The sequence below is a fragment of the Leptospira abararensis genome (assembly GCF_016918735.1).
In the GTDB taxonomy this organism is placed as follows: domain Bacteria; phylum Spirochaetota; class Leptospiria; order Leptospirales; family Leptospiraceae; genus Leptospira_A; species Leptospira_A abararensis.
The window spans coordinates 117557-132978 of record NZ_JAFFPR010000054.1 but is presented as its reverse complement, the minus strand read 5'-3'; the positions used below and the strand labels follow the sequence as shown (position 1 = coordinate 132978).

The window sequence follows — 15422 nt, the reverse complement described above, 5'->3', positions numbered from 1 at the left end:
CGTTTCACCATCATTCGGAATGTACACTCACCGTCAATCAACTTTTATAAAAATTATCCCGATTTATGAGACAATTTGCATTTCTATTTTCTAATTAAACAAGAAGGTGATCCAGTTCCAGATCTCTTTTTTAGTTTCCATCTCTTCGGTTTAGAAGAATAAAGAACTTTGTTTCTGACCAATTTCCGGCACTCCCCTCCAGTAACCAAACATCTGTTTCATCAAATCAGGAAATTGTTTTGATTATTCAGTAAATATATTTCAAGAACATTCTGTTACAAAAAAATACACTTGACCCTTCTCGAAAATAGATTCTGTTTATCACGCATCCATTTCAGAATTTAACGCAAACTATCTTAGGAACAAAAGAGACAATGAAAGTTATATTCACTTTATCAATTCTCTGTTTCATTTGTATTCCCATCTCCTCCTGTATCAACATAGAAACCGATTCTCCTAAATTAATCCGAGGTGTTCTTGACATATCAAAACATAATTTTCAATCTAAACCAATCGTTCCTCTGATTGGCGAATGGAAGTTTACTCCTGGTAGGTTTGATTTAGCGGAAGGAAAGGATACAATCCTAGTTACCATTCCAGATAACCCTCACTGGAATTCGTATAATCCAAATCAAAATGGATTAGCTACCGGATTCGGGATCGGAAGTTACTTAATTACGATCATCCCCCCTAAAGAACCGATTCCCTTAAGCCTAGATTTTAATATTGTATTCTCTGACTGTAAAATATACCAAAATGGAATCTTAATTGGATCCATTGGAGACATCTATGGGGAGAATGCTGGTTTTGATCGTCGACCCATTCAAATTCTTCTTTTGCCAACAAATGATAATCAAGTTCACCTAACAATTCTACTTCGAAACCGTTTCTATCAAGCAGGGGGGATTCGGTTCCTTCCACTCCTCGGGAAGAGTGAGTCTTTAGCAACAACAAGAGACAGAGAGATATTCGACGAATCATTGATTGTTGGGGGACTTTTCTTTTTGGGACTCTACCAGTTAGGAGTCTACTTTACTCGTGGTAGAATCCTTGGATCTCTCTATTTTTTTCTCTTTTGTCAGATTATGGCATTACAAATCCTTGCGACGGGAACGCGGTCCTTATTTCTCATTATGGGTGAACATTCTAGTGAACTCATCTTTAGAGTCAATTTTTTTAGCCAATATGCAGGGGCCGTATCGGGACTTTATTATTTTTACAGTCTTACCCGTGAGTATCTACCAAGTTATATCATTCATGGAATGAGTGGCATCATTCTCATCCCAGTATTCATCACTATATTCGGCCCCATTTATACAATCAGCTATCTACATCTCTATGTTCTCACTGCCCTGACCTTTCTTTTAGCGATTGCCATTTACTTAATCATTCGCTATATAAAAGACAAAAGATACGGGTATATCTATCTTGGACTATCTTCGATACTACTAATAGGTTCTGCGGGTAACGATATTATATTATCATTATTACACATAACTGAACCCATGTTACTTTCCTACGGACTTTTATTATTTGTTTTTTTCCAATCTATCTTTTTATCTAAACATATATCCAACGAAATCATCACTGCCGAATTAAATTTGAAAGCAGCTAAATACCAATTGATTCAGTCAGAAAAAATGTCATCGCTTGGGGTGATGGTGGCAAGTGTTGCACACGAAATCAATTCACCACTAAGTGCAGTTATCGCTTCTGGAGCTGCAATAGAAGAAAGAATTACCGAACACTTTCGCCTTCTCTCAAAAACCAATCCAATCCCAAGCGATGCATTTCCAGTATTTTTATCATTAATTGATTTGGCATTAAATCAAAACGATCTTTTTCCAACAAAAGAAACAAGGCAGATCAAACAGGAATTGGCAAAACAAATAGAGAGTTTGGGAATGAGCGAGGCAGAAAATAAAGCTGATCTTTTTGTATCACTTGGTCTACGCGAAATTCCAAAGGATTGGGTTCCTATTCTATGTGGTAAAGATGGGGGCACATTTTTTGTGGTAGCAGAACGAGTTGTTTCTATCCTTCAAGGAACAAAGACCATTCGGATTGCTGCCCATCGCGCAGTGAAAATTGCACAATCACTAAAGAAATTCACACATTTTGATCCCAAAGCAGAAAAACAAACAATCGACCTTGTGGATTCTATTGATATGGTTCTCACTATTTTCGAAAGTTCCTTGAGGCAAGGAATCGAACTCACAACAAATTTTGAAGAAATTCCACCTATCGAGTGTTATCCAGATGAATTAAATCAAGTTTGGACCAATATGATCCAAAATGCCATCCAGTCCATGAACGGAAAAGGAAAGTTAAAAATTAAAATTGGAGAAAAAGAAATAAAAAGTAAACGCTATGTTTTTGTTTCCATAGAAGACTCCGGCGCAGGGATTCCCAAAGACTTGGAAACCAAAATTTTTGATCCATTTTTTACCACTAAACCTATCGGAGAAGGAACTGGACTCGGACTTTATATCACAAAACAAGTAGTCGAAAAACACAACGGGATGATAGAGTTGGAAACAAAACCTGGAAAAACGGTATTTACCATCTACCTTCCCGGCGTATCTGAATGAATTCCAAAGAGTGAGGTTTATCAATAGAACTTAACGTCTATCAGGTAGACGAAAACTCACAGTAGTACCTTTTCCTTTTTCGCTTGTCGCCCAAATTTCTCCACCATGTAATTTAATAAATTCACTACAAAGAATGAGACCGAGCCCCGTTCCCTTTTCACCTTCCAATCCAATACTAGTGACCTGCGCATCCACACGAAATAATTTTTCTAAATCGGAACTATCCATTCCGATACCATTATCATGACATTCTACACGAATTCCATCTTCGTCTTGCTTTGCGACGATTTTAATTTCACCATTTTCGTTTGTAAACTTAATCGAGTTTGTAATGAGGTTTCTAAGAACTGTTTGGATCATTTCTGAATCGGCATAGACATAAGCCAATTCAAAGGGAATCTCCGTTAAGATGCGGATGGATTTTTTCTTAATTGAAGGTTCCACTTGTTCTACTATCTTTGCGACTAGACCAACCAGGTTGATTTGTTTGGGACGGAAAGGCATATTTCCTGTTTGGGTTCTTGCCCAATCCAAAAGTTGTTCCAAAAGTCCATACAACATAGATGCAGAGTTTTGAATTTCATATATGGTTTCTTTTTTTTCCGTATCCGTATGCGTATCAAAATCAGTATACATTAGCTCTGTCAGTTGTTTGAAAGCCCCCAATGGATTTCTTAAATCATGAGCTATGATGGAAAAAAATATATCCTTAGTTCGATTCGATTCACTCAGAAGTTTTTCTGAGGTGTGTAGAGCTTCGATGGCTTTATTCTTTTCAAAAACTTGTTTTCTAAGTAATTTGGTTCGATCAAATACTTTTTTTTCTAATTCGAATCGATAGGCAATGAGTCGTTGGTATTGTAACGTGATAAACTCTGATAATATCGAAAAAGGTATTAAAAACGATATTAAGTAAATATACGAATCAAACACACCTGGATAAACGAAAGGACCAACTCCCATTCTAGTCATCAGTATGCTAGAAAGATATAATAGAAAAACTCCTAAGGTAGCACCTCGGATTTGAAACCGATAACCTAAATAAATAAGAATCAAAAAAGATAAAAAGAAAAGGTAAGGGAAATGATAAACTATGATTGCCTGAACTAATACAAAAGCAATTGTCCAAAGGATGAGCCGAATCGACAGATTCTCAAATCGAAACTTCCTCCAAGCCATAAAGAACGGAACAACAATAAAAATTCCAATCGTATCACCAAAGATAATCACAATCAAGGTGCGAAAGATTTCAGCAGAATCTAATTTATAAAAATATCCAAAGGAATAAAGAATTCCACCAAGACATATTATAGAAATCAAACTCGAAAGAAAACAGACATAAACCACAAAGTAAAAATTATCTTTTGCGGAACTTAGACTTTTTCGAATTTTTCTTAACCAGAATGTATAGGCTAATGTGGATTGGAGTGTATCGATTCCTGCAGTCAGGCAAATACTTAGGTACAAACCAAAACTATCCAAACCATGTTGGCTACTGATCAGGCCGTCTTTATTGGCAAGAAAACTCGCAAGCCAAATCACTGGTAAATAGCGATATCCAAAGAACAAACAACCTATGAGCCCAATACCGGAAGGAATCCAAAGAACTGCCAAGTTCACTGGTTGGAAGGAAAAAAATTCCATTCCCAGTTTGGCTGTTCCTATATAGAGCAGAAATAAAACGAATCCCTTGAAGGATTGCTTCCAGTTCATGGGGGATAGATTAGTGGATGGACAATAGGAGAAAAGCGAAATTATCTTTGAAATTTCTTCCCCAAAGTAAGGGATACCCCAAATTCAATAGAAAGTCCAAAGTTTAAACTAAGAATGTAATAGAAAAAGGGACTTAATTCCCGAATAATAGTGACCGGAAATCCTTTGCAATATCTTTACTTTTCATAAAGTATGTACCAACTAACATAGAATCTACGATTCCTTTGTATTTTTGCCAATCCTGAAAACTTTCAATCCCAGATTCAGCCACGCGAATGATGGAACTGTCCAACTCAGGTGCAATTTCCTCAATTAGATTTTTATGAATTTCGAATGTATCTAAATCTCGAGTATTGATGCCAATGGTTGTGGCTCCAGAATCGAGTGCTGTTTTGACTTCTTCTTTGTTGTGCGTTTCCACAAGGACTGAAAGGCCCAGACTTTTAGCATATTTATGCAAGGAAGTAAGCTCTTTCGGTGAGAGGATCCTAACGATTAGTAAAATTGCAGAAGCACCAAAGGCGTAAGCTTCGTCAATCTGGAGAGGGTCAATGATAAAGTCTTTACGAATGACAGGGATTTTGACTGCTTCAGCCACGGCTGTCAAATCAGATAACGATCCAAAAAAATATTGGGAGTCTGTAAGGACAGAGATGGCACCAGCCCCGGAAGATTCATAAAGGGAGGCAATTTCTACAGGATGGTATTCTGGCCGAAGCACACCGGAACTAGGACTTCCTTTTTTACATTCCGCAATGACGGAAATGGAATTGGTTTTAAGATACGATTCCCAAGGTCTGATGGGAATTTTTCGAGAAGGAAGGGACTTCCCCCTCCCCATACGAATTTCCTCGTGTTTGGTTTCTACTATCTTATGTAAGACAGGATTCAAAAAACAACTTAGAACGCTTTTAGCGCTGCATCTTCCGAATCATAAATATCAAAAAGAGAAGTGAGTTCAATGACATCAAAGATTCGTTTGACTGCCGGTTTGATGTTCGAGATTTTAAGGGCACCCTCTTTGGAATTGAGTTTGCGGAGAGTGGAAATACAAGCTCTGAATCCAGAGGAGGACATGTATTCAACGTCTTTCATATTCAAAAGAACCTTTCTATGCCCAGCATTATCGATGAGTTCCATAAGGCCCTCTTCCACTTCATTTGCCACAGAAACGTCCAATCGACCTTCCAAATAAACGACTAGTTTTCCGTCTTTCACTTCGTGTTTCAGCACCGATTTACCCAACCTGATATGATTTTACAAAATCATCGTATTTTAGCGGAGTGTCAATCAATGTTTTCTTTATCTATTCCAGCGGCTTCTGACCTCGCCAAATTCCAAAAATTCCTAATTTTAGGTGGGGGATCCTCAGGGGACTCCTCTGCCAAATTATTAAGCTCACAAGGAAAAATCTGTATACTGGCTGACAAGTTCCCAGAGAAAGCGAACAGAATCTTATACGCAGAAGTTTTGTCAGACAATCACCCACAGAAAATATTAGAAGGGATTGATTGTATCATCAAAAGCCCAGGAATCCTACCGAACCATCCCATTCTAGAAGAAGCCAAAGAAAGAAGGCTTCCGATTTTAAGTGAAATCTGTTTGGGAAGAATTTTTTATAAAGGTCCTATCATTGGAATCACAGGTACTGATGGAAAGTCAACCACCACAGCTCTCACCTACCACATTCTAAAATCTAAATTTCCGAATTCTCGGATGGGGGGGAATATTGGTGTTGCCTTTACTTCCTTTTGTTTGGAACCACTTGATTTAGTGGTTTTAGAACTCTCTAGTTATCAACTAGACGATTCACCTAACCTGGAATTAACGGCGTCTGCCATTTTGAATTTGGCATCCGACCACTTAGAAAGACACAAAACAATGGAGTCCTATGCCAAAGCCAAATGGAAAATCCAAAATTTGAAAAACCCTGACCATACAGCATTTGTAAATCCAATTTTTTTTCATTTCCTTCCGAAAGAAATGTCAGAAAATACCAACTTACATCTTATAGGTGAAAATCAAAAATACTATGTTAGCTTAGATCCAAACCAGGTACATACCCCAAATCATATTTATGATGTTTCTAGGTTTCCTCTAAAAGGGAAACACAACCTCATGAATTTATGTTTTTCTATTGCCCTTGCGGAAACTATGGGGATGGACAAAGAAGAAATTCAAAATCAGTTTGAATCCTTCCAAGGACTCCCACATAGATTCAATCGCATGGATAACTCGGGATTCCAAAATAAATACCAAGAGATCCAATTTATCAATGATTCAAAATCCACGAACATCCATTCCATGCTTTCGGGAATTTCCGGATTTAAAAAAGGGGAAGGGCTATTTTTGATTCTCGGTGGAATTCCGAAACTTGAACCTATCGATTTATTTTTAAAACGATGGAAGGAATTGGAATGTCCTCTTTGGGTTTATGGAAAAGCGATCGAAGTATGGAAAAATGAATTTGATACCACAGGTCTTCCAGTGAGTTACTTTCCCGACCTCCCTTCGGTTGTCCAAGATCTAAAAAACAAAATAGATTTTAAATTAGATACAAATAAGGGTAGAAAGATTCTTCCCCTGTCTGTGATTTTTTCACCGGCAGGGGCAAGTTTCGATTTGTATAAAAATTTTGAAGAACGAGGAAACCACTTTGAAAGTTTGATCAAAGAAGAGTTTTCTTAATTCTTATTTTCATCCGCGAATATGATAACCACCATCTACATGACGAATTTCACCAGTGATCCGGTTTCCTGGACGAAACAAATAGGCCACTTCCTCAGCTAAATCTTTTGCCGTTGCATTTCCTAATGGAGAAAGACTGTCACAACTTTTTTCTGCTTCTTCTAATCCTTCAATCGCCGAACCAGCTTTACTGGCCCTATAGGGAGAAAATCGAACTGCATTCACTTGTATTTGTTTCTCTTTTCCTAATTCCATTGCCATTTCTTTTACAAGCCGTTCCAATGCAGACTTTGCTACGCCAATATTTTTGTAAGGGTGGGATACCACTTTTTCTGCTCCTAAGTAACTCAATGCGACGATAGATCCACCTTGCACCAGTATGTTGCGCTGATAAAAACTTTGTATGAGCGCAAGTAAGGAAAACGCAGATACATTCATGGCATCCATAAACTCTTCACGCGATACAGTCATTATGGGTTTTACCTTTCCTTGGCGAATGGTTTTATCCATAGCGATCGAATGTAAAACAGAATGGACCTCTAACCCTTGATTTAATAGAAATTCGGCAAAGGAATCAATGTTAGCTTGTATAGTGACATCTAATGGATAGGTAATCACATCTTCACCTAACTCACGATTCACGGTTTGCATAAAATCGGAGTATGTGCGTTCCAAAAACGCGAGTCCAGCTTCTGAAAGATTTTGATGAAATTCGGTTTTCCCAAGCCCAGTACAGATGAGTTTTGCACCCATTTGTTTACATTCTTTTGCGATCACTAATGCAAGTGATGACGAATCTGTAATTCCGGTGATGACTACAGTTCGACCTTCTAGATTAATATTCATTTTGACCCTCACCGATTAGACAAAAGAGGGATTCCACTGAGCGAAAAAATGCGAACTTTTTTTCGTGTTTTATTTATCGTTTATGCAAAATTCTTTCGTAAGCGTTGCTACCAATAAAAATATCTAACAAATCCCCATCGATATGTTGGTCTCGCACTTCCATCTTTAGAATGTCAAATGCACGATCCAAGGGGACGGCTTTTTTGTAGGGGCGATCCTGGTCTGTGAGAGCATCAAAGATATCGGCAATGGCCATCATCTTAGCTTGTACAGGAATCTCTACAGCCGATAGGCCTCTCGGATAACCCGACCCATTTAATTTTTCATGATGACCATGGGCAATGGCGGGAACCATTTTGAGTTCTCTTGTCCAAGGGATTTTTGAGAGAAATTGAAAAGTATGTTCTACATGGGACTCAATCTCTCGCCTTTCTTCAAAATCCAAAGATCCGCGACGGATTGATAAAAAACCAAATTCTTTTGGCATGAGCAAATTGAGTTGGTTCCCGTCGGTGGTATGATAACTCATTTTAGAAATCTCTTCTAAAAAGTTAGAATTGCCTTCTTCTAAAATGGAAGGTTCGTTGGATTCCGAAATGACCCGAACCATTTCTTCTAATTTTTCTTTTTCTAAAGAATATTCCAGATGAATGGATCTTTCAAACTCCGGATAACCATTGTTACCATGTTTTTTAAGATATTCAATTTTCTTTTGGGCGAGTTTTGCTTCCACATCCTTCAAAATAAATTGAAAACGCCATCGAATTAAATCCAACTCGTAGTCTTCCAGTTTTTTAGCTTTAACCAGAACTTTTTCCCGAACCCCAACCTTTCCAAAATCATGAAGAAGAGAAGCGTAGCGAATTTCCTTCACTTGAGATTCGTTAAAATAAATATCTTTAAACCGTCCTGTTTGGATGGCATTGACAGATTCCGCAAGTCCTACAGTGTATTGTGCCACACGGAAAGAATGTCCCGATGTTGTGGGATCCCGAGATTCAATGGCCGAAACACTGGCTGTCACAAATCCTTCAAACAAGGTTTCAATGTCATGAACCAAATTATTGTTTTGGATGGCGACAGCTGCTTGGCCTGCTACAGCCATCACCAACTCTTCTGAATATTTATCATATTCTAGAATCGAATTGGTTTTCATTTCTTCTAAAGTAAGTTTCGTCTGAAAGTTTTTCTTTCGGTTGATAAGTTGAATGACACCCACAACTTCATCATGGTGGTCTTTCATAGGAACCACTAACATTGATTTTGAATAATAATTACTCATTTTATCAAAATCGCTGTTGAACTTATATTCCTCACCACCGGACAATTCGTACACATTCGGAATATTGAGCTGTTTTCCAGTAAACGCCACATAACCTGCGATACTCTTTTTGTTAATGGGAAGGATAAATTCATCGGAGCTTAAATCGAGAGCAGAGATTTTAAATCTTAAATTTCTAGGATTTCCTCTTTCATCTTTTTCCACCAAATACAAAGAGCCCGAATCGGAATTGGAAATTTCACGGGCTGAGTTCAAAATATCACGAAGGAGTTTCGTAAAATCTTTTTCGTTGGCAAGACTGATTCCAATCTTTGTAAGTTTGGAAATTTCGTTAGTGGACACATTGATCCGTTTTTGGAGTTCGAATTTATCCACAACCATCTGGAGGCTAGTAAAAGCATTGGCAAGAGCCTTTACCAAAAAAACGAGAGGGGCATCATCGGGAACATTGGTAAAAAATAGATCTTCTTCAATATTAAGCGCAATGTAACCAGTATAATCAATGGGGGCCCGAATAATGAAGTTCGACATAATGGTTGGATGGTTTTTTAAGAATTGGTGGATTTCTTTGTGTTTGGATTCCAATTCATACCGAGAGATGTAGAACAACACTTTGGCGATATGGCCATTCGAATTGGATTCAATTTGATCCAAGTCAGCAAGGGTCAAAACCTTAGCTTTGATTTTTTTGGAATAATCGGCAATTTTGCCTTCAAAAAAAGGATCATCAGTGATGATGAATTTCGAATCCGAAGATTTGGTCACAGACATACTATCGACATGAAAAAATCGACTGTCGATTGTTTTTTACAAAATTAATCTTACTTTTGTTTGTTTAAGAGGATGATCCCAAAACTGAGACAGGCGACCAAATAAAAACTCAAAAAATAGAGAATTTGGACCCCTAACAATACATAGGGTGCATGCACCCACTGGCCTCGTTCTATAAGGAAAAAGGGAAGGAAAATTCCCAAAATAGAAGGATAAAGAAAAGAGATCACACCCCGAATTCCAGACTCGGACCAAGAGAGAGTCGAGAGGTAAGAATAGAGTAACCTTCCAAAAATTCCTGCTAGAATACTTAATGGAAGAACCACGAGAACCTCTGTTCCAAGACAGGTAGAGAATGCAAGCGAACCAATCCAGATTCCTATCTCGGATTCGGCTGGGACCGTTTCTTTTTTGAATTTAGAAACCAATTGAAATCCAACGTGGGAGGAGATCCCATAGAGGAGTAAAGTAGCCACTTGTTTGTAAAAACTCCATTCGACCTTCCAGGGAGAAAGAACCAAAAAGGTGACTGGCAAAAAACATAAGTAGATAAAACGAAAAGAATCATCGCCTAATATAGATTCTTTGTTTTCTTCGAAATTCCAAAACATCTCTCGCGCCCAAACAAATGCTCCGAGAGAAATGGCAAAAGGTAAAATCAAGGTATTGTCTTGGACAAGAATGGTCGTTTGAAAGAATTGAATCCCAAACAAAACGCTAACCCAAAAAGAATATAAGAAGATCGAAATAAAGATACGACGGACAGATTTTAAAGTGAATATCCTTCCTTCTAAGGAAGAATAAGAAAGGAAAAGCAATAGATTACTTTTCGTGATATAAGCAAAAAGTGAATCTGTATTCCAAAGTTCGGAGTGAATTCCCCATTTCTTCAGCGATTCTGTGATGATGAATCCGAGTGAAGTAATGGCAGTCCATTGAAAGAGCAAATCTTTCCGTTTCCATTCCTCGGTGTTTTTTGCGAGAGAGTGAAATAAAAAGAAACTAGAAAGAATACAAAAGAGGAATTCTGTTTCAACTAAATTCATGGCTGTATTTCCTCGCTGACAGTAAAAGGAAGGATGGAGTAAGGTGGTTCTCCATTCCTATCCAAACTTTGAAAGTTATGATGAAAGCCTCTGATGGATTGATTGCCAATGAGAATAAACTTTTCTTTTCCTGCAGGTTTCAAGAGAATACTGCGATTGAAAAAATAGAGAACCGGATTGGCCTTTAATTCCTTTCCCATGTTTTGGAAATGCGGAAGGATTTTTGTATATGGTTCATAGATATCAATGGAATTGGCGGCACGAATGATGATGGTTTTTCCTTTTAAGTTCGGAATCGGTCGATTGCGAAGGATCCAATTGTTTGGGTCATAATATAAAGTTTGGAACTCCCCCACTCCATCAGCAGAGAGTATCCTAATATTAGAAAAAGAGTATAAACGGTCTTTTAATTCTGGTTTTACTTTTTTTAAAAACAAATCCACTTCGCCGGGTAACTCCCATAATACCACTTCCATACCCGAAAAATGTTTGGCCACAGCAAGGGAAGTAACACCCGGATATTCCGGATGGTTTAGCGCAGGCCCAATGTCAAAAAAAACAATTTGATTTCCTTTTTCAAATCGTTTCAAGTCACCAAACAAAGTTTTACGAAGGATTGACATGGGTTTAGAAAGAAAGGCATTTTTATTGAGTAAGTCATCTAAAAATAGATTGGTGTCTTCCAATCTATTTTCATAAGTCCTCGCCCGAATTTCTTCCTCTTGCCCATTAAACAAATAACGACCTGTATAGGAACGAATGGTTCTTTCTTCTAATTCCACAAAGGAATTTAGGCTCTCTTGCTCCCAAGTATATGGGTAAATGGGTTTTCCTATTTCAAAACTTTCGTTTGTTGGTAGGTCAACAATTTGTCCATAAGGAGACAACCGAACATATTGTTTGTAAAAGTTTTCAGCTTGTTCTGGATTATTTTTTAGCTTCGAGAGTACAGCCAAATTAAATAGAGCATAACGATGATAAGGTTTATCTTCTATTCCGTAGATGGATTTTGCATTCACGAGAGATTCCCAAATGGATTTCGCAATACTCCATTTACCAGCTTTGTACAAAGAGGCACCGTATAAATTATAAGAATACAAAGCGATGTCGTGATTGGGAAAACTTTCACCTAAAATCAATTTCCTTTGGTCTTGTAACAAAGCCAATGCGGCATCATAACGACCTAAATCATAATATACTTTAGCTAGGTTGTAGTCCAAGTAGATTTGTTCCAATGAATCAGTCAGTTGTCCACGAATCGAAGACAATTCATAGGAAGCCAGTTCCGTTTGGGATAAATCGTATAACAAAAGTCCGTAAAAATAAGAATTTTCGATGGAAGACGGATCTTTCAGGAGTCCCAGAGTTTCATAAAGTTTTCTGGCAGAAGTTAAGTAATATACTGCCTCTTCTTTTTTCCCATCTAAAACCAATGCCTTTCCGAGAAGGGAAATGGTATCGGCATAATCGCTATGGAATACAGATTGCGAAATTTCTCTTTCTCTTCTGGCGGCACTAGCATATTCAATCACCTTACCAAATTCTTTTTTAGAAAAATAATACTCAGCAATGTATTTTGCAATAGAGAACTTTGTATAAGGAGAAAGATTCGCAGAGCTACCTGCCACCCGCCAAACTTCCTTTAAAGATTCCTCTGTTCGTTTTCCTAAACTTGATTGGAACTTAAGAAACAACAAATATTCCGAGGGGAATTCAAGTGACTTGAGAATGGCTGCCCTTTCCTCAGGAAGTAACGAAGGATTGTATTCACTCAATCTAACGAATTCTGACTCGGATAGAAATTCCTCCTCTGAAGGAATTTTCCATTCGGGACTGCGTTTTAACAAACGATGCAAACGAATGGTTTCATCCAAAAGATGAGAAAGTGATTGGTAAATGGAGGATACTAACTTTCCTCGTTCTTCGTAAGGGACAAAAACGGACTTACCGGAAAACGTGGCCTTTTGTTCTCTGGAATCGAGTTTGGGAGTGAAGGAGAGTCCTTTCTCTTTCCATTCGAAACTTCCATAAAAAACAAATTGGGACCGGTTCTTTTTTGGGAGAGAAAGAGAAGCCTCCCTTCCTAAATACACAGCACCCGTTATTTTTTTGAATTCAAAATCAATCAGATCGGAAAGAAGGAGAAGCGTTTTCGGATCCGATTCTTTTCCTTCGATTTCAAAGTCTCCTAAACTAAAAAAGGAAACGGAGTCTGGTGATTCATAAGTTAGGGTGCGGGTTTCTTTTTTGATCGCAGTACGAATCGAATAGTATAACGGAGCATAGGCGACAAAGGCCAGAAGCGAAAAGGTAAGAAGGGTATTTTTTTGAAAGCGGGACAAGTTAGGCAAATTCTAAAAAGTTTAGTTTGACCTAGTTTTCTTAGAATTTTGCAGAACTCAAGGAAAAAACGGGGTTTCCCCCGTTAGGAATTGAATCTTATCGTTTGAGACCGAGAACTTCCTGGATCATTTGGTCGGACGTTACAATGGTTCGGGAGTTGGCTTGAAATCCCCTTTGGGTCACAATCATATCCGTAAACTGGTCGGATAAGTCCACGTTTGACATCTCAAGAAGGCCCGCATTGATCTTTCCACGGCCCTGGCTTCCTGCCTCACCAATGTTTGCATCCCCAGAGTTCAAAGAGTAACTATACATAGTATCCCCTTCTTTATTGAGACCCGCTGGGTTTGTAAAGTTAGCGAGGGCAATCCTTGCGAGTGGTTGGCGTACCCCATTCGAAAAAACACCTGTCACAGTTCCTGTGTTGTCAATGGAGAAGGATTCCATATATCCCATTGGGTATCCATCTTGTTTTACGGCTTTCGTTGTGAAGTCAGAAGAAAATTGTGTGATTCCCCCGACAAGACCCGCTTCGCCCAAATTCAAACTGAATTTTTGTGCGGTAGGATTTCCTGGAATGCGAAAGGAAATATCGGCTTTCAGTTTACCTGTGGTTTGGGAATCGACTCCATCAGATACAGAGATGATTTTTCCATCAGGAGTGAAGGATACTTCGAGTTCCTGGTTACCAGAAACTTTTGTGTTTTCCCCGCCGGTTCCACTTACGTCTACAGAGACTTGGCTTGAATCTTCCAATTTAAAACGCATTTTCCATACGTTTTCTCTCATTTTGTAAAACTCAACACCCATTTGGCGAGTGTTACCGAGTTCGTCATAAACATTAATGGATGTTACATGGCCTCTTCTTTGGCGAGGATCTGGATCATTGATATAACGTTGGATGTCTTCTTCTGTAGCATCGGATGGAACAGCAGCAACACTAGAATTGAGGTTGGATTGAAAGTCTACGTTCTGAGTGGCACGAGCAGGTTCTTTAGAATAAAGAGGAATGACGATGTCTTCCAAAGACCCGGCAGAGTTGATGTATTTGTTTCCACCATCATCCAAACGAGAGTTCCAACCTTGTACTTTTAATCCATTGGCAGGGTTTACATAAAATCCGTTTTTATCTATGTTAAAAGCACCAGCACGAGTATAAAATTGTTTGTCGCCGTCTTTCACAACAAAGAATCCTTCCCCGGAAACGGCAACGTCGGTATTTTTTCCTGTGGTTTGTAATGCACCTTGCGTCATAATTTTATCGATAGCAGCGATGAGAGAACCAAGACCCACTTGTTTCGGGTTTGTTCCCCCGATTCTTTCGTTTGGTTCAGATGCACCTTGTAACTCTTGTGATATCATATCTTGGAAGGTAACTCGTTCGGTTTTAAAACCGTGTGTGTTTACGTTGGAAATGTTGTTACCAATAACATCCATTCTTACTTGGTGGTTTTTCAATCCGGAAACACCGGAGTAAAGTGATCTCATCATAACGTTATATCCTCTTTTTCTTTATCGACCTTTTTGAATTAATCCTGATAAGCTTCTTGTTTTTTTAATGTATTATTCGGAATCGTCTGTGTGTTTAACGGAGGTTGGAATTCTGGTTCCGCTTTGAGAAGTGATGGGTCAGAAATCAAATTGATTTTGGCAACATCGAGCATTCTTCCATTCACACGAACATATGTTTTTCCTTCGTTATCAAAAAGAATGGCACCAGCAAGTCCTGTGACATCTTCTCCAGTGACTAAATCTGGTCCTGATACAATTTTACCTACGACCGAATAACTTTGTTTAGATTCCATACGAGCAATTCCAGAAGAGATGTTTTTCATCTGTTCGAGGGAAGAGAACTGCGCCATTTGTGCGATGAAGTCTTTATCTTGCACAGGATTTGTGGGATCCTGGTGAGAAAGTTGGGTGAGAAGGAGTTTTAAAAAATCATCCTTTCCTAACTCTTTTTGTTTTTCCCGAATCTCAATTCCCTTCAGACCACTGGTTTCTTCTTTATCCAACTGCTCCAAATGTTTACGAATATTGAAGGTTCTATCCCCTTCAAAGTATTTGGTTCTTGCTGAATTTTGTGTTGATAAGTCTTTGATTCCGTCTGGCATAGGATCCTCTATTTTTTCTATTTTTACT

At 38.4% G+C, this 15422-nt stretch carries 10 protein-coding genes and 1 pseudogene; 2 read left to right on the top strand and 9 right to left on the bottom strand.

The genetic code is table 11. The annotated features are described in order from the left end of the window. The first annotated feature begins 374 nt into the window (after positions 1 to 374). Complete coding sequence (locus JWG40_RS16160; RefSeq protein WP_205286806.1) at positions 375 to 2591, top strand: ATP-binding protein; 2217 nt, start codon at positions 375 to 377, stop codon at positions 2589 to 2591. 30 nt (positions 2592 to 2621) lie between these two features. Here the strand turns inward: JWG40_RS16160 and JWG40_RS16155 are convergent, their stop codons facing one another. The 3 genes from JWG40_RS16155 to JWG40_RS16145 form a co-directional block, all read right to left on the bottom strand. Further along, positions 2622 to 4304 (bottom strand): sensor histidine kinase, encoded by a 1683-nt coding sequence (locus JWG40_RS16155; protein ID WP_205286805.1) that lies wholly within the window; start codon positions 4302 to 4304, stop codon positions 2622 to 2624. A 133-nt stretch (positions 4305 to 4437) separates the two neighbouring features. Beyond that, positions 4438 to 5196: a beta/alpha barrel domain-containing protein gene (locus tag JWG40_RS16150; protein WP_205286804.1), complete on the bottom strand. Its 759-nt coding sequence runs from the start codon at positions 5194 to 5196 to the stop codon at positions 4438 to 4440. 8 nt (positions 5197 to 5204) lie between these two features. Next, positions 5205 to 5537, bottom strand: a complete 333-nt coding sequence (locus tag JWG40_RS16145; RefSeq protein WP_002979701.1) for an STAS domain-containing protein — start codon at positions 5535 to 5537, stop codon at positions 5205 to 5207. A gap of 60 nt (positions 5538 to 5597) precedes the next feature. On the opposite strand from JWG40_RS16145, the gene murD reads away from it, so the two are divergent. Continuing rightward, entirely contained in the window at positions 5598 to 6992 is a 1395-nt protein-coding gene (murD, locus tag JWG40_RS16140) for a UDP-N-acetylmuramoyl-L-alanine--D-glutamate ligase (protein ID WP_205286803.1), read from the top strand. 9 nt (positions 6993 to 7001) lie between these two features. Here murD and JWG40_RS16135 read toward each other — a convergent pair whose 3' ends face one another. From JWG40_RS16135 to JWG40_RS16110, 6 genes and pseudogenes are all read right to left on the bottom strand, one after another. Beyond that, positions 7002 to 7838, bottom strand: a complete 837-nt coding sequence (locus tag JWG40_RS16135) for an enoyl-ACP reductase FabI (RefSeq protein ID WP_205286802.1) — start codon at positions 7836 to 7838, stop codon at positions 7002 to 7004. Between the two features lie 73 nt (positions 7839 to 7911). Then, positions 7912 to 9891, bottom strand: coding sequence for an HD family phosphohydrolase (locus JWG40_RS16130; protein ID WP_205286801.1), 1980 nt, complete (start codon positions 9889 to 9891; stop codon positions 7912 to 7914). Between the two features lie 50 nt (positions 9892 to 9941). After that, the gene (locus JWG40_RS16125) at positions 9942 to 10937 is read right to left on the bottom strand and encodes a hypothetical protein (protein WP_205286800.1); all 996 of its coding nucleotides are present in this window, start codon (positions 10935 to 10937) and stop codon (positions 9942 to 9944) included. Further along, positions 10934 to 13279, bottom strand: coding sequence for a tetratricopeptide repeat protein (locus JWG40_RS16120; protein WP_205286799.1), 2346 nt, complete (start codon positions 13277 to 13279; stop codon positions 10934 to 10936). Before JWG40_RS16120 ends, JWG40_RS16125 begins: the two co-directional genes overlap by 4 nt. 97 nt (positions 13280 to 13376) lie before the next feature. Next, positions 13377 to 14771 (bottom strand): flagellar hook protein FlgE, encoded by a 1395-nt coding sequence (gene flgE, locus JWG40_RS16115; protein ID WP_205286798.1) that lies wholly within the window; start codon positions 14769 to 14771, stop codon positions 13377 to 13379. Between the two features lie 68 nt (positions 14772 to 14839). After that, positions 14840 to 15394: pseudogene (locus JWG40_RS16110) on the bottom strand (flagellar hook capping FlgD N-terminal domain-containing protein); the annotation flags it as partial. Between the last annotated feature and the right edge of the window lie 28 nt (positions 15395 to 15422).